The organism is Geobacillus sp. 47C-IIb (assembly GCF_014679705.1).
Classification (GTDB): domain Bacteria; phylum Bacillota; class Bacilli; order Bacillales; family Anoxybacillaceae; genus Geobacillus; species Geobacillus thermodenitrificans.
This window is the reverse complement of record NZ_CP061473.1, coordinates 527,303-542,500: the sequence shown is the minus strand read 5'-3', so window position 1 is coordinate 542,500 and position 15,198 is coordinate 527,303. Positions and strand designations below refer to the sequence as shown.

Below are 15,198 nucleotides of genomic sequence, written 5' to 3'. Positions count from 1 at the left end.
AAAGCCTAAGGGTTCCTGAGGAAGGTTCGTCCGCTCAGGGTTAGTCGGGACCTAAGCCGAGGCCGAAAGGCGTAGGTGATGGACAACAGGTTGAGATTCCTGTACCACCTCCTTCCCGTTTGAGCGATGGGGGGACGCAGGAGGATAGGGTGAGCAGGCGGCTGGAAGAGCCTGTCCAAGCAGTAAGGCTGGCCAGTAGGCAAATCCGCTGGCCGTAAAGGCTGAGCTGTGATGGCGACGGATTTGATCCGGAAGTCCCTGATTCCACACTGCCAAGAAAAGCCTCTAGCGAGGGAAGAGGTGCCCGTACCGCAAACCGACACAGGTAGGCGAGGAGAGAATCCTAAGGCGCGCGGGAGAACTCTCGTTAAGGAACTCGGCAAAATGACCCCGTAACTTCGGGAGAAGGGGTGCTCTTTGGGGTGATGAGCCCCGAAGAGCCGCAGTGAAAAGGCCCAAGCGACTGTTTATCAAAAACACAGGTCTCTGCGAAGCCGAAAGGCGAAGTATAGGGGCTGACACCTGCCCGGTGCTGGAAGGTTAAGGGGAGCGCTTAGCGCAAGCGAAGGTGCGAACCGAAGCCCCAGTAAACGGCGGCCGTAACTATAACGGTCCTAAGGTAGCGAAATTCCTTGTCGGGTAAGTTCCGACCCGCACGAAAGGTGTAACGACTTGGGCACTGTCTCAACGAGAGACCCGGTGAAATTATACTACCTGTGAAGATGCAGGTTACCCGCGACAGGACGGAAAGACCCCGTGGAGCTTTACTGCAGCCTGATATGGAATTTTGGTATCGCTTGTACAGGATAGGTGGGAGCCAGGGAAGCCGGAGCGCCAGCTTCGGTGGAGGCGTCGGTGGGATACCACCCTGGCGGTATTGAAATTCTAACCCGCACCCCTTATCGGGGTGGGAGACAGTGTCAGGTGGGCAGTTTGACTGGGGCGGTCGCCTCCCAAAAGGTAACGGAGGCGCCCAAAGGTTCCCTCAGAATGGTTGGAAATCATTCGGAGAGTGCAAAGGCACAAGGGAGCTTGACTGCGAGACGGACAGGTCGAGCAGGGACGAAAGTCGGGCTTAGTGATCCGGTGGTTCCGCATGGAAGGGCCATCGCTCAACGGATAAAAGCTACCCCGGGGATAACAGGCTGATCTCCCCCAAGAGTCCACATCGACGGGGAGGTTTGGCACCTCGATGTCGGCTCATCGCATCCTGGGGCTGTAGTCGGTCCCAAGGGTTGGGCTGTTCGCCCATTAAAGCGGTACGCGAGCTGGGTTCAGAACGTCGTGAGACAGTTCGGTCCCTATCCGTCGTGGGCGTAGGAAATTTGAGAGGAGCTGTCCTTAGTACGAGAGGACCGGGATGGACGCACCGCTGGTGTACCAGTTGTCCCGCCAGGGGCACCGCTGGGTAGCTATGTGCGGAAGGGATAAGCGCTGAAAGCATCTAAGCGTGAAGCCCCCCTCAAGATGAGATTTCCCATCGCGTTAAGCGAGTAAGATCCCTCGAAGATGACGAGGTTGATAGGTCCGAGGTGGAAGCGTGGCGACACGTGGAGCTGACGGATACTAATCGATCGAGGGCTTAACCTAGAAAAGCGGAGGCCGCCCGCCTATCGGCGAGACGCGCTGGAGGGCCTGCGAGGAGGCTCGAACCAAGCAAAGCTTGGTTCTGCGTGGGTGGTGCCACAGGAGCGTATGCAATGTGTCGCCGCCACAGCAGAACCGAAGCGTCGCGAGCCGATGGCGGCCGGAGCTAGACAGTACGAAAAGCGGAGGCTTCTTCCCACCAAACGGTTATCTAGTTTTGAAGGAATGAACTTCCTTTATAATGCGGAAGTAGTTCAGTGGTAGAACACCACCTTGCCAAGGTGGGGGTCGCGGGTTCGAGTCCCGTCTTCCGCTTTCTATCATGCGCTCGTAGCTCAATTGGATAGAGCATCTGACTACGGATCAGAAGGTTAGGGGTTCGAATCCTCTCGAGCGCGTTCAACCAATTTTATAAAAAAGATATTGACAAAAAAGATATTAATGATTATATTTTTTATTGCAACTGTTTATCCCGGCTGTATGGATAATTTAATCAATCATGCGGGTGTAGTTTAATGGTAAAACCTCAGCTTCCCAAGCTGAAGTCGTGGGTTCGATTCCCATCACCCGCTTTTCTTATTTCACAATTCTTATGTCCCAGTAGCTCAGTTGGATAGAGCAGCGGCCTTCTAAGCCGTCGGTCGGGAGTTCGAATCTCTCCTGGGACGCCATCTACATATGAAGAAATGCGCAAAACTGCGCTAAAGCAAACTCTTTGTCAGAGGCACGATTTCTCGTGTGACGATGGAGAGTTTTTATTTTTGGTAAAGAACATAAGAACAACCTGTCAAGGCTAAGGAAATCGAGAGGGCTCAGTTGGATAGAGTAATGTGTAACATATCCTAGAGCTTGCTACGAGTTGTCCCGACGCACTTGGCTTCTTTGAATTAGCTAGTAGAGGAGGGGGTACCAGCTCTAAGCGATTGGTCTCGGGACTCCATTTATAAATGATTTATTCGGATTAAAATTGTCGAAAACCTTGAAATGACCGCATTTACGGTCATTTTTTCATTTTTGGTGAATCCCGATTTCTATGGGAGGGAGTTCATGCAAAGGCGCGATTCGAGGATATAGATTCAAGGTAAGAAGTGCATGCCACGGGATGATACAGGCTCTTAAGTGTACAAAAAATTGTAAGGCCCGAAATTAAACCATTCGGGCCGGAGAAACAAGAGAAATTGGATCATTGAAAGACATCCATTACTGATCTGAGGGGGCATCTTCCTCATTGGGCTCTTTAAGAAGCAATAGCAGGGAGATAAAAAAACTTATGCTCAAGATTATTGACAACCACCATCCGAAGATTTCAATAAAGGCCATTTTATCATCCTTCCCCTCATTGTTATGTAAAAAATATGCAAAAGAGCTGTGGATGTATACCGGGAATAACAGCTTATTTTGATGCATAATGAGACGTGAAATCGAAAAAGACCGGGATTTCCCCCGACCGAGAAATAGGGGTTATATCCATATTATACCATATAAGGGTCTTGATGGTGAAACAAAAAAACAGATGTCATTCTTACGAGATGTGGACGGGGAGAAGATCAAGGCTGTGGAGGCAGCACTTGAAAAATATCGCATGCCTATGTTGACGGTTTCAGACGAAATCTTACCACGCGTGACGCAAACATGCTCTCTCGTGCCACCAAGCTCTATCCCTGTATTGGACAATTCAAAAGGCTACAATACAAAGCTCGTTTGGAGGAAACGTGGATACAAACATGTTGCGCTAGGGATGGATGATTTACAGCCGAAAAAAACACATGCGTACTTTTATTACGATAAGGAGTTAAAAAGGTTGGGTGGCTGCTTCCCGTTACACTGGTTCACGGAGTTTCGAGAAGTGGATGCAGATGAAAAAGGACGGATCTATAATGATCCGCCCTATAAAACTTTTAAGTGGATTCTAGAGATTAGTAGCCACCAAAGCCACCAAAGAAACAACTACATCCAACAATAATTAAAAGGATAAACAGCACAACAATTAAAGCAAAGTTTGACCTTAAGCCAAAGCCACCTGACATTTTGTATCCCCCCGATTTAACAAGATAGTACATCCTATGTGAAACATAGCCAACCCGTATAAGACAAGCAGCCTAGGTAATGAAAAAATGATGAATACGTTCAGCATTTTGTTGGAACGGGAGAAGCGATGTACGAATGATTTTTGGTGCTTTTTCCTTTTGTTTAGCAGGCAACCAGTTCTCCGGAGTTACTTCTTTTGACGTGGGCCATAGCCATCAATTTGTTGACGTAACAGAACCTGCACCAAGTGGTGTTCTACATACACATTGTTATTTCACCTTTACTTCCTTTATTTGTAAAAGTTACTGATAAAACACGAAGCATCTATAGAAGACAGTATAAACGAAAAGCTCAAAATGTCTCGGCATTTTGAGCTTTTTCATTTTTCTATTGCAACGAACAGATTCGCTTGGTTGAAAAAGGAGGATTACAAGAAACAAGATGGAATATCAATAGCTAAGTAAAATGAAGAATATACAGGTGGGATAGGTGATGTATATAACAAGATGGGCAACAAAAAATGAGCTCCCGTTACTTGCGGAATATTGGTTTCACATGGCATGTGAGATGGGGGAAAAGGATGGCATACCTATACCAAACAGTGAACGTGTGAACGAAGTGAGAAACTTATTTCTTAAGGAGAGAGAGGAGAACAATTTAAGATTCCGGGTGGCGGTTGATGAGCAAGGAAACATTGTGGCATGTGCAGGGGGACTGATTAGGATGGAGTATGCCACCCCTCTAAGTGAAGAACCAACTCCTTTTGGTTGGGTAATTAGTGTTTATACAATTCCCCATCATCGAAAAAAAGGCTTGGCTGTAAACTAGCACATTATTTCAGAATCCCTTTTTCAAATTATTTCAGGCGGATTCGGAAATAATGTGCAAAATTTTTGCGGATTGTTCCGGATTTTGCACATTCTTTCGGAACGTTTGCACGCTCTTTCAGATGAAGATTTCCAGCGCGCCTGATGGACCGATGGAAAAGAAAAAGCACAAAAGAGGCCGATTCGGCCCCTTTCATGCTAATACCCCATTTCCTCTGCGGCCATGCGCACCACTTCTTCGTCAATGGCGTCCTTTTTCAGCTGATACCCGTATAACAGGCACGTCGTGGCCAACGTGTTGATCACCCGAGGCCATCCCCGCGACTGCAGGGCAATCGCCTCTAACGCCGATGGGGTGAAGATCGGGTGCTTCGCCCCGGCCTGTTTCATCCGATGCTTGATGTAGCCCGCCACCTCTTCCTTCTCCAGCGGCCCCATCCGGTATCGCATGATGATCCGCTGGTCGAGAGGGCGGTGCTGATTGAGCCGCAGCTTCCCCTGTAAATGGGGCAGCCCGGCCAAAATCAAGACAAATGGGTTGGTCGAATCCATCTCAAAGTTGAACAAGATCGCGATGTCCTGTAAAAATGCATCCTTCGCTAAATGCATCTCGTCCAAAATGAACACCGGCGTGATCCGCCGTTCATGATACAATCGCTCGATCGCCTGCTGGATTTGGCGGAAGAGGTCTACCTTGCGGTACTTCGGTTCCTCTCCTAATCCCAAGGCCAAACCACGGTAAAAATCCATCACGCCTCCGGTGGATAACGGAAAGTAGACGACATGATACAATGATGGATTCAATGACTCTTTCAGCGCCCGAAGGGCGAACGTCTTGCCCGCCCCTGGCTCTCCGATTAACAGCCCGATCCCCCGGGTTCGTTTCACGTACTCCAGCGCCCGCAACGCTTCCTGAAACGGCGCCCCTTGATACGCCTCGGACGGGTCTGTTTCTTTCGCAAACGGCTCCCGCGAAAGGGAGTAAAACGATTTATACACCGTGTTCTCCCTCCTTCGCCGGAATCGCCGCAAACGGGGACCGATGGCGTTTTACATAGGCGTTGTCCTCCAAACGAACCCGAACGGCCTCCGCCACCTTCCTTCCATCTTCGTACACATAGACGCCCCGTTCGTCATAGCGGAGTTCAATCGATTGCCCAATGAACCGGGGCGGCACTTCATACAGCTGCTTGTTCAAGGTGATCGTTCCATCGGCTTTGACCTTGCGGTGCTCCCGCTTCAGAAAAATCGCATCCAGCCAATCGCTATCTTCGATGAACGACACGAGATGCACTTGCGATTGAAACACCTCATGCGGCGTTTTTCCGTCCAGCGAGGCGTGCGGTTTTCGATGATACTCCTCTTCAAGCCACCTCCAAAAGCGCTCGTTCAGCTCTTCGAGCGACTTCGGGGGATCCAACTCCAGCAGCGGATAAAACCGCGTCTGTACGGTGCGGAAGAACCGTTCGATTTTCCCTTTGCTTTGCGGGTCATACGGCTGGGTGTGGATGAGCGTAATTCCCATCTCGGCGCACGCATACTGCAGCACCTCGGATCGATAAATTTTCCCGTTGTCCGAGTAAATGCGCTTCGGCTTCCCGCAACGAAGCACCGCTTCCTTCGTGACGATCCGCAGCCCGTCAAACTTCTCCGAAGGGAAAAACTGCGCGTACGGCACAAACCGCGAGCAGTCATCGATATAGGCGATCAAAAACGTTTTCTGGGCTTTCCCATTGACTCGAATCGTTGGTCCATGGGATAAGTCCCCTTGCCAAAGCTCATTGATCTGGTCATACGCAAAGCGCTTTCGCTCCGGCATGGGCAAGATTTCTTTCCCGACAAGGTTGTGTTTTTTCAACAATCGGTATATAGTAAAGTAAGAGGTATGATTTTCTGGGATTTCCCCCTGCTCGATCAGGTGTTCGTAGAACACCGTCACGGGCATGGTGGGATGTTCTTTTCTTAGGGCTAAAATATGATCCTCATCATCGGGCGACAGACGCCTTGAGTGGCCGCGGTCCGAACGGCGCTTCGGCTTTAAGGCGTCAAAGCCCCCTTTTTTGTATCGGGTGCACCAATCGAGGATCGTCTTGGCTGCGATTCGTTTGTCGCCCTGGTGGGGAACATGGTGCACTCGCTCGCTCACCTCTTTCAGATACGTCTTCGGTTCCACCTGCCCATTCACCAACGGAGCGATTAGCCCGTACCGAAACAGGGCAATGTCGTGTCTCATCGACTCATCCATTCGAATCTCCTCCTTGTCTCACTTGGAATCAGGACCGTTCCGGTCCGTCTGCCCTTATCGTACCGGATCGCTTTTTCTCCGTCGATAGGAAAGGTTTGTGGGAACCTCAACTATTTCCAATTTAGGATATGTATGTAAAATCAGGATCCCATTTGATTCGCAAAAGGGTGTCGGAATCCGTCCTCCCACATGTCTCTGATGACCGAATAGAGACCGTGTTTCTCCAACGTCCGGATCCACCAGGAAGCCCGTTCCTTTTCTTTTTTCACGATAGGGCCTATGATCCTCCACCGCCTCGCAAAAAAGCTGTGAAGGCTTGATAGGTTTCGGCAGAACCGCCGGACATAAAAGATGATGCCGTCCTTTGTCGGGAGAAACGGAGCCCGGTTCGTCCCCTCGGTCAATCCCAACTGCTCTTTCACGACTTGCCATATGGCGGACAACGTATACTGAAAATACGGGAGGAGAAAGGAAGGCAGCACACTCACCGTCTTCAAGCATTCCCGACAGCGATACCGGACAATCCAAATGCGATAATCACCATGTGGGGTCAATGCGTTTCGCTCATAGTAACCGTGGCGGTGCAACGGGCGCTTGGCCCGGCAATGCGGACACTTTTTCAGAAGAGGGAAGTCGTTTTCTTTTCCACGCTCTGCATACGTTTGGACGTCAATGTCAAAGTCATGAAATTGAATCACGTCCTCCTCCCCCTCCTATGAACCGATGGATTTTCTCTTCCGAAATAATTCACAAAAAATTTAGCACATTCTTTCAGAAAAGGGGAGAGGGCTTTCTGAAGGAATGTGCAAAAAAATGGCTCTTTTGTTCCGAAATAAAGTGATAATTTACACTTGGCTTCCCAATTGGTGGAAGAAGTCTGTTCTTGGCTAAAAGAGCGAGGCGCAAGAAGGGCTCGGCTATGGGCAAGTTCAGAGGGCCGGAGAATCTATGAACGGCTTGGCTTCTCCCCGATGCTCGATATGGAGAAAGCATTATAATGAGTAATGTTTCTTTCGGGAACGAGAGCTTCAATGGAATAAGAACAACCAAAGAAGTCTTAGGAAATAAAAATCCGATTACAAACCGGAGCCGAGCCCGTTTGGAAGTGAAGCCGAACAATTTTCCAAGGACATGAAGTTTCAGCAAATGAAGATTTCAACGTGGAAGATAAGTCTGGATACTCGATCGTTAAGCTGATACAAAGCACAAAATCATTGAGGTGCACGCTAACCGATGGGGATGGGGGGATGACACATTCCTGAGCTTAGGCGCTGTTCAAACCACAAGAATTCTACGGTGTTAGCCGTGTGGAGTGTCAACTCCTATCCTTTGGATAATTCTTACGTATAAAATATCAATAATTTTATGATGGGGTTATGACCCCACCAGGACGCCACCTACATCGGAACAAGTGCGCAAAACTGCGCGAAAGCAAATGCTCTATCCAAATATTGAATTCCTCGATAGAGTGATAGAGAGTTTTCATTTTTGATGAAGGAGATGACAACAGTTTGCCAAGGATAGGGAAATCCGGAACGATCGGCGATGAAAACAGCTGTATCTTGTCTTTAAAATGAAAACAAATTGAAACGTTCATGGCGGCGAAAGTTTGTTAAAATATACAAGATAGAAATAAAATAGCGGAATCCGCCATACAATGAACATGCATGGCAAATACATGAATCAGGTGATCGACATGGGGTTTGAACAACAACTCGTTCATAAGACATTTTATGAAACGTTAATTGATGGAGGAGAGCACGATATTGTCAGCGCGCTTGGCGACATTTTCTTCACCGCGTATCGGGACGGAACCGATTTGTCGTCCATTCGCTTTGCGCAAGGGGAAGTGTACTTCCACCGTCGTGATTATGAGACCGCCATTTTCAAATGGGAAAACGTTCATAACGATTTGCGTCCGTGGGCGCAAAAAAACATTGCGGACAGCTACTATGAGCTCGGACAGTTTCAGCTCGCCGAAGAGCTGTACCGCTCGATTGAGGCAGAAAGCGAGACGCTTCAGGCGGAAATCATTTTGCGTCTATTTTCACTCTACCGCGAGTTGGGTGAAAGAGAAAAAGCGGATGAAATGATTAAGCGCGGCGTGGCGCTTTCCCCTGACTACCCGAATATGACTGAATGGGCCCGCGCCTTTTTTGAAGAACAAGGCGATTGGGAAAGTGCCATCGAGCTCGCTTTAGGGGAAGCGGTGCGGACGTCGGCGCGCCATTGGGCGGACACTTTGACTGGCTACGTTGAGCAGGGGCATGCGCGGATGATGGCACCTGCGCGCTTTTCACGGTGTTTAGCGCTGTTGTATGAAACCGATCGGGTGAAGTTTGAACGATTGGTGCAGGCGTTATGGAACGGTTATAAAGATAGTGATGTTTATTTTTCATGGTTGGCAGAGTGGAGTTCCCTTTACGATGAGCTGGCAATTGGCCGAGATTATGAGTGGAAGAGAATTCCATCCCTTTTGGCTGAGGCGTATGACGGGTTAATGAAAGGGCCGTATCGGTTGAAAGAACTCGTTGAAGTCGTGCCGCCGCTCTTAAAAAGCTGGGTGAATTTGGCTGACGGTCAGGGAATGGCGGAGGCCGCGGCTGCCTTGATAGCATGGAGTGAAAAATTTCCGGAAGGCTTTAGTGACGAAATGGTGAAGAACGCCGCTAAACAGTTTGTCTGTGCGGATCGGCAATCAGAAGAAGCAGGAGTGGCGTTATTTGAGGAAATGGCTGATTGGGCAGAGACGCAGCGGGCGGGCTCGCATTTTCGCTTCCGCTGGCTCGTACGGCAGCTTTCCGATCTGCGGACGCATCGCGTTCTTGTCGCTGGAGCGTCGCGAAATGAACGCTTGGCATTTTTGCGCACGGTAGTTGGCGAAGCGGCATTAGTGGCGCCATCGGCTCCAGTGCTTGTTTGGAAAAACGGCGACGAGACCGAAGTGGCGAAAATTAGTGATGAACAGTTTACTGTTTTTGCAAGCATTGATGAGTTTCAACAAGCATTAGGAGGGCGGGCCGTCCGTTTTCCTGATGATGCAGTCATTGAGTGCACGGCGCCGCTTTCGCTTGTACCGCAAGAAGTAGCCTTTTTGGACATCGGCCCGCTTGGCGGACGCGTCTCTTCTCATCATGAGGCGCTCGTTTCATTCCCGCTCGCCGATAGCATTCTTTTCCTTCTGAACGGTGATGATCCGTTTTCCAGCGTGGATGAACAGCTCGTGCTGCAGCTTTGTGAACGAGCACCGCGCGTGCCGATTCACTTTTTATTGCCTCCGAGCGACGGGATGATCGATGAGCAGGAGGAGCTACGGATTGCTCGAGAAATCGAAGCGCATATTCGCACCATCGTCCCGAGGGCGAACGTGCTCGTCTATTCACCGCACGCGCCAAGCCGCAAGCAGCAACAAGCGCTCGCTGACTTGCTTGGAGAAGTGCGCCATCATCGGTCTTCCGTGCGTCGGGAAGAAGCGATTTTGGCGACGATTCACCAGTTTATTGCCCATTTGTTCCGGCAGCGGGCTGAGGCGGAAAGCCGGTTGGCAGAGTCGATCGTCTGGAAAAAAGAAATGGCCGCCAAGCTGAACGGGGCGATCCATCAACTTGGCGATCAGCAAGAAGAGAAAACAAGGAAAGTAGTGAAAGCGTTCCGGACGGTTTTAGAAGAGACGCGGAAGGACTTGTCAGCGGCGATTCCTGACATGCTGCGCAAAGCGGCCGACTTTGTGCGCGAAGACAGCGACTTTGCCCGCCTTCACCTCGAGCTGAATGATCAAGTGAACGAACAGCTCCGCACCTATATTGATGAAGAGGTGCTGCCGAAATTACATGGTGCCATAGAAGATTGGATTGCCACGACAAATGAGGAATTCAACGAATGTCAGGCGTTTTTGCATGAAATGGGCGAAGCGTTTAACGCCATGTTTGGCGAAGAACGGCTGAAGCTTGAATGTGATTTCCGCATTCTTGCCGATTGGCGGCGCGATATTGATCGGCTTGCGAGCGGGGCGCAAATTGATAAGCTGAACATTTTCCTTCGCCGGACACCGGGGCAGCTGCTGTTGAAAGGAGCGGGCAAACTGCTTGGGGCCTTCGCGCAAAATAAGGTGATGTTGGCGCAAAAGTATAAGCAATTTATCCAAATGCAAGATTACACGGATGTAGCGGAAACGGTCGCCGGGCAGTTGTTGTTGCCGTTTGAATGGTTTGCCAAATCGCTTGAGCGTGACATCACCCAATTTTTCCAAGCGCCGTTGGCGGTGTTAAACGAAACGTTAGAACGATTGGAGCTCGAAATTGTTGCTCAGGAAGAGGAATTACAACAGATGCGAACAAATCCAGAAGCCTATCGCGATCCGCTTGTTCTTTTTGGCATTCGTTTGCGACAATGCGAGCAGCTGACGCAGGCGGCTTCTGCTGCGGTTCAAGTATAAGGAAAATCGGCCGGATATCGGCCGATTTTTCTCAGACTGTTGAAAAACGATTTTGTCGAGGGACAAAACCGTTTTTTTTTTTTATGATATACGTTGAGAAAACAACTGATAGGAGAAACCACTTATGTACTACTACCAATCGAACGTAGAGATTCAACAATCAAGCTTATGAATTTTTCACCTTCATTATTTATTTTTAATTTTTTACCCTTCTTTTCAATATGAATGCTCTTTTTAAACCATTTAGTATAAATTGAGATGATATAATTGTTAAAGAAAAAAATACAATTGGTATAAGTGGGATCCAAGGGGTGATGCTTATTACTTGATAGCTGTCACCAATAAGTCCTGACCATTCATAGGAAGTCGTTTTCGGAGGGTCTATCTGCATATAGTCGACATAAGTGCCTCCAAAAAACAATTGTAGCACTCCTAGGTGAGCTAACACCATTAATACTTGAATGAATTGCTGAATAGACAACAGAACCCAATTTTCCAAAACATGTGGAAGCACATGCACTTTGAAAATATGCCATTTGGAACCGCCTAATATTTTAGCTGCTTGGACAAACTCTTCCCTATACACTCTCCGAATGTCATTGGCAATATAAAATGACAACGTTGGAAGAGCAAGAACAGTGAGAACAAATACTTCAAATACGGCCCGTTTCCAAAAAGGATGCGGAAACCCGTCGCTCGGCATCCATAGCACATTGACTAAAATAAAGTAAGCGATTAACGTTAACGGAACGACAGTAAAACTATCAAAAAAGTTTTCTAGTTTTGGAATCCATTTTTTGCAGTATACTCCTAACGTTCCCCCGATCATAATGGCCAAAGCCATGCGCAACATCATGATAAGCAAAGCGATTCCTATAGTAAATTTTGCGCCTTGAATCATCATATGAAGCATGTCGTATCCATTGCGATCGGTCCCTAACGGAAAACGAAGAGAAGGTGCAAAGGAGGAGTGCCGATAACATTACCATTTTTATCAAAAAGAATTGGAACTTGTCGAATGCTCCCATCATTAATTATGCTGTTTAACAAACTTAATAAGAGCAATATGCTGATAAAAAGGAACCCCAGCATAAATAACTTGTCCCGGATCAATATACGAATCAAGCTACTTCTCTCCTTTCCACATCTGTGGAAGAAATAAATAAGAGATTTTATAAAATAAAAAGACAGGGATATATAATAATAACAACCCGAGCGCAAACACTTCCGGAGTATGATATTCAAGCAAAAAAGCAGTAATGCCGCTCACGTTAAAGACATACTCGATGATAATCAAGTTCGAAAGCATAAACCAAATCATTGTTTTCGAATAATAAATCAATCCCGGCGCTACGTTCCGCAGCACATGTTGATTCAAAATATAGAAAAAAGACAGCCCTTTTGAAAAAGCGTATTCTACATATGGCTTATGAAGTTCGTTTTCATATTGCTGCAAAAGAAACTTTGCAAACAACAGAGAAATCGGAATACTCAGACAAGTGGTGGGCAAAAAAGGCTTCTTTCCTCTCCTGCGGAAGCAAGCTGAAAGATGAGCCAGCCGGTTTTTTTGAATATTACAATTACGATTAACTGAAAGGTCACGATAATCAGCAGATCGGGCAAGGATTCAAAAAGACCCAATATCATTTTGATTCGCTCCATATGGCTCCGGAAGAAAAGAAGCGTGATATACGTTATTCCCCATGCTAATATTAGTGCTACCACGATTGCCAACCCGCATAATAGAAGCGACTCCCGATAATGAATAAGAATTTGTGGGAATACTTTTCTATTCGTTCCATATTCGATACTTAGTGGATGAATAAGCTTCATGATGATGTATCCTAATGTTTTTACATATTCCTTTACATTGATCGAAATATTATGAAATAAGCTGGGAAAACCACTGACCATCACTACTCCTAGGATTGCCAATAAGCATTCTAGTATTATTCCAGCAATGAATTTCATTATTCTTATCAATAATGTTCCTCCCTCTATAAATGTTGATATATCAACGGTTGTAGCCGTCTCAGGGGTGTCAAAAAAATATTTTTCGACAAAGATTCTAACATTATTTCTTAAATATGTGTATATCTTACATTGACTGGGTACGCTTCGCGGCCACTACTGGTTAAATTTGGTTGTAGTGGAGGAAGCGTATGGGATGCACCGTGGATCTCTGCATCGCTGATGATGACGAACCCTCCCATGTCTCTTGGCATCCTTGTGCCTACATTCCTTCGTTCGGTCTAGTCATCAGGCAGAGGCCGGCTAAGCTCCTTTAGGGACTCAAGGTCGAATGGATGATATCGCGCCAGCTTCTCCGTGTCATCCTTGTTGTCTAGAGAATCGAGACTATAGGCATCAAGCAGCCGTTTCGAGGCCAAAGATGTCCTGCATCATTCGCTTCGCATCGAACGCTTGGTGCTTCGTACATACAGCGTGCAATACCTTCAATAATTTTCCGCATAACACCACAATCGATTGCTTCTTCCGCAACGGATTATCAGGACGTGTCGTGTAATAGTCGTGCAGCTGCCGAAACGCTTCGTTGTGGCGGATCATCGGCATCATCACGCGGAAGAGGAGGGCGCGCAACCGCCTTCTTCCACGCTTCGAGATCCGTTTTTGCCCTTTGTGTTGGCCGGAGGAATGTTCCCGCAGCGTCAGGCCCGCTAATTTGATAAGCTGCCGCGGATCCTGATAATGGGAGAAACTCCCGATCTCTGATAACAGTTCTACGATGGTCGCATCGCCTAAGCCCGGAACGGTCTTCAACCATTCGTACTCGACCGATGTCTGTACGAGTTCGATCAGCTGCTCTGTCAGTGCCTCGATTTCTTCTTCCAGTTGGCGGTACCGGCGGACAAGCGTGGCAATTTCGATACGGGCCATCTGTTGTCCTTCCGTTACGCCAATGGAGTGTTGGGCCAATTCCATCAACTTCTTCGCTTTCGGTTTTTGTGGCGATTGTAATCCCTCACTTTGCCGGTAAAGGGCCAGCACCTCTTCCAGTTCTTTTCCTGCCAGATCACTCGGAAATGGCGTATATTCCAGCACCGCGAGCGCCATTTTCCCAAATGACGGGAAGACTTGGGAAAACTCTGGAAAATATCGATCGAGCCAGCGAATCATCTGATTTCGAACTGCTCCCTGTTCTTCCACCAATTTGGAGCGAAATGTCGCTCCAACGCGCAGCTCCGCCTCCATCCCTTTCAGAATACGCGGATAGCTGAATCGGCCGTCTTTCACTAACCGGGCAATGACGAGCGCATCTTTCGCATCATGCTTGGTTGGAAGGTTATCGTCCAGCTCTTTCGATCGCTTCACGTGCATCGGGTTTGTCATGACGAGAGGGATGCCTTTCTCATCAAGAAAATAGGCGAGATTCAGCCAATAATGTCCCGTTGGCTCGATGCCAACGATCACCTCGGTTTTTCCAAATTCCTTCATGGCTTCTACGATACACTGGTACAACCATTCCAATCCTTCTCTCGATTGCAGAACGGGAAACGGCTTTTTTAACACCCTCCCTCGCTCATCCACAAAGCAGGCATAATGTTTTTTCTTTGCGATATCCATCCCAACAACCAGCGTTTGATCGGTGACTTGATTAATCTTCTTGTTTGAGATAGAATTCATGTATAGTCCTCCTTGGTATCCAAATTAGGGGTCAATTCGTGCGATTGACACCCCCGAATCATACCAAGAGGGCTTTTTTTATTCAAGTCCCCGAAAAAACTTCTAACAGGAATGCTCCTTTCTAATAAATTAATTTTGTAACATAATAAAAAAATGGCGTATTATTAATTTTCTACAAACATTTATTCATTTTTAATCCTGATACCTCTATGTTTCTAGATATTCGCCACGAAATGGACTTGACAATCAGATTTTTTTGAATTGTGGTACAAAAACGTAATTTCCTGTATGGTAAACGTGATCTAAACATTAACCAGGGAGGAATTTTTATTTGCGATCCCAGTTTATCAAATATTTTATTTATTTACCATACTTCGCTAGTTTACTTGGGGGTAATCATCTTGTTTTTTAGTAAAAACAGAGACTGTTGA

At 47.5% G+C, this 15,198-nt stretch carries 11 protein-coding genes, 4 tRNA genes, 1 rRNA gene and 1 pseudogene (1 of these 17 running past the window's edge); 8 read left to right on the top strand and 9 right to left on the bottom strand.

The genetic code is table 11. The annotated features are described in order from the left end of the window. The 6 genes from IC804_RS02655 to IC804_RS02630 form a co-directional block, all read left to right on the top strand. Nucleotides 1–1,590, top strand: a 23S ribosomal RNA gene (locus tag IC804_RS02655) (it extends 1,339 nt beyond the left edge of the window). A gap of 240 nt (nt 1,591–1,830) precedes the next feature. Further along, nucleotides 1,831–1,902: transfer RNA gene (locus tag IC804_RS02650), tRNA-Gly, on the top strand. Between the two features lie 9 nt (nt 1,903–1,911). Continuing rightward, nucleotides 1,912–1,985, top strand: a tRNA-Arg gene (locus IC804_RS02645). A 103-nt stretch (nt 1,986–2,088) separates the two neighbouring features. Further along, nucleotides 2,089–2,159: transfer RNA gene (locus IC804_RS02640), tRNA-Gly, on the top strand. Nucleotides 2,160–2,181: 22 nt separating this feature from the next. Beyond that, nucleotides 2,182–2,258, top strand: a tRNA-Arg gene (locus IC804_RS02635). A gap of 842 nt (nt 2,259–3,100) precedes the next feature. Beyond that, complete coding sequence (locus tag IC804_RS02630) at nt 3,101–3,550, top strand: ArpU family phage packaging/lysis transcriptional regulator (protein WP_049756695.1); 450 nt, start codon at nt 3,101–3,103, stop codon at nt 3,548–3,550. Here IC804_RS02630 and IC804_RS02625 read toward each other — a convergent pair. Continuing rightward, nucleotides 3,504–3,614 carry a YjcZ family sporulation protein gene (locus IC804_RS02625; protein ID WP_078172638.1) on the bottom strand — a complete coding sequence of 37 codons (111 nt, stop codon included), beginning with the start codon at nt 3,612–3,614 and terminating at the stop codon, nt 3,504–3,506. The two genes, IC804_RS02630 and IC804_RS02625, sit on opposite strands and share 47 nt — an antisense overlap. Before the next feature lie 493 nt (nt 3,615–4,107). On the opposite strand from IC804_RS02625, the gene IC804_RS02620 reads away from it, so the two are divergent. Beyond that, nucleotides 4,108–4,443 carry a GNAT family N-acetyltransferase gene (locus tag IC804_RS02620; protein WP_223812882.1) on the top strand — a complete coding sequence of 112 codons (336 nt, stop codon included), beginning with the start codon at nt 4,108–4,110 and terminating at the stop codon, nt 4,441–4,443. Nucleotides 4,444–4,640: 197 nt separating this feature from the next. On the opposite strand, the gene IC804_RS02615 is transcribed toward IC804_RS02620, so the two are convergent. From IC804_RS02615 to IC804_RS02600, 4 genes and pseudogenes are all read right to left on the bottom strand, one after another. Continuing rightward, nucleotides 4,641–5,441: an ExeA family protein gene (locus IC804_RS02615; protein ID WP_011230382.1), complete on the bottom strand. Its 801-nt coding sequence runs from the start codon at nt 5,439–5,441 to the stop codon at nt 4,641–4,643. Next, nucleotides 5,434–6,687, bottom strand: coding sequence for an IS481 family transposase (locus tag IC804_RS02610; protein WP_021292743.1), 1,254 nt, complete (start codon nt 6,685–6,687; stop codon nt 5,434–5,436). Before IC804_RS02610 ends, IC804_RS02615 begins: the two co-directional genes overlap by 8 nt. 140 nt (nt 6,688–6,827) lie before the next feature. Next, entirely contained in the window at nt 6,828–7,385 is a 558-nt protein-coding gene (locus IC804_RS02605; protein WP_190300663.1) for a DUF6431 domain-containing protein, read from the bottom strand. Between the two features lie 358 nt (nt 7,386–7,743). Next, nucleotides 7,744–7,902 (bottom strand): annotated as a pseudogene (locus IC804_RS02600) (IS982 family transposase); the annotation flags it as partial. Nucleotides 7,903–8,344: 442 nt separating this feature from the next. On the opposite strand from IC804_RS02600, the gene IC804_RS02595 reads away from it, so the two are divergent. Beyond that, nucleotides 8,345–11,122: a tetratricopeptide repeat protein gene (locus tag IC804_RS02595; RefSeq protein ID WP_081157623.1), complete on the top strand. Its 2,778-nt coding sequence runs from the start codon at nt 8,345–8,347 to the stop codon at nt 11,120–11,122. Nucleotides 11,123–11,318: 196 nt separating this feature from the next. On the opposite strand, the gene IC804_RS02590 is transcribed toward IC804_RS02595, so the two are convergent. The 4 genes from IC804_RS02590 to IC804_RS02580 form a co-directional block, all read right to left on the bottom strand. Continuing rightward, nucleotides 11,319–12,035 (bottom strand): ABC transporter permease subunit, encoded by a 717-nt coding sequence (locus IC804_RS02590; RefSeq protein WP_223812881.1) that lies wholly within the window; start codon nt 12,033–12,035, stop codon nt 11,319–11,321. Nucleotides 12,036–12,248: 213 nt separating this feature from the next. Then, nucleotides 12,249–12,578 carry an ABC transporter permease subunit gene (locus tag IC804_RS18445; protein ID WP_255505917.1) on the bottom strand — a complete coding sequence of 110 codons (330 nt, stop codon included), beginning with the start codon at nt 12,576–12,578 and terminating at the stop codon, nt 12,249–12,251. Nucleotides 12,579–12,613: 35 nt separating this feature from the next. Then, entirely contained in the window at nt 12,614–12,784 is a 171-nt protein-coding gene (locus IC804_RS18440) for a hypothetical protein (RefSeq protein WP_223812880.1), read from the bottom strand. Between the two features lie 705 nt (nt 12,785–13,489). Next, on the bottom strand, nt 13,490–14,767 hold the full coding sequence (locus tag IC804_RS02580; RefSeq protein ID WP_087959846.1) for an IS110 family RNA-guided transposase: 1,278 nt from the start codon (nt 14,765–14,767) through the stop codon (nt 13,490–13,492). Nucleotides 14,768–15,198 lie beyond the last annotated feature (431 nt).

What these genes read in the sequence shown, in the direction of transcription:
- IC804_RS02630 (WP_049756695.1), top strand. Translation starts at nt 3,101, where the DNA reads ATGTCATTCTTACGAGATGTGGACGGGGAGAAGATCAAGGCTGTGGAG.
- IC804_RS02625 (WP_078172638.1), bottom strand. Translation starts at nt 3,614, where the DNA reads ATGTCAGGTGGCTTTGGCTTAAGGTCAAACTTTGCTTTAATTGTTGTG.
- IC804_RS02620 (WP_223812882.1), top strand. Translation starts at nt 4,108, where the DNA reads ATGTATATAACAAGATGGGCAACAAAAAATGAGCTCCCGTTACTTGCG.
- IC804_RS02610 (WP_021292743.1), bottom strand. Translation starts at nt 6,687, where the DNA reads ATGGATGAGTCGATGAGACACGACATTGCCCTGTTTCGGTACGGGCTA.
- IC804_RS02595 (WP_081157623.1), top strand. Translation starts at nt 8,345, where the DNA reads ATGAACATGCATGGCAAATACATGAATCAGGTGATCGACATGGGGTTT.
- IC804_RS02590 (WP_223812881.1), bottom strand. Translation starts at nt 12,035, where the DNA reads ATGCTTCATATGATGATTCAAGGCGCAAAATTTACTATAGGAATCGCT.
- IC804_RS18440 (WP_223812880.1), bottom strand. Translation starts at nt 12,784, where the DNA reads ATGGAGCGAATCAAAATGATATTGGGTCTTTTTGAATCCTTGCCCGAT.
- IC804_RS02580 (WP_087959846.1), bottom strand. Translation starts at nt 14,767, where the DNA reads ATGAATTCTATCTCAAACAAGAAGATTAATCAAGTCACCGATCAAACG.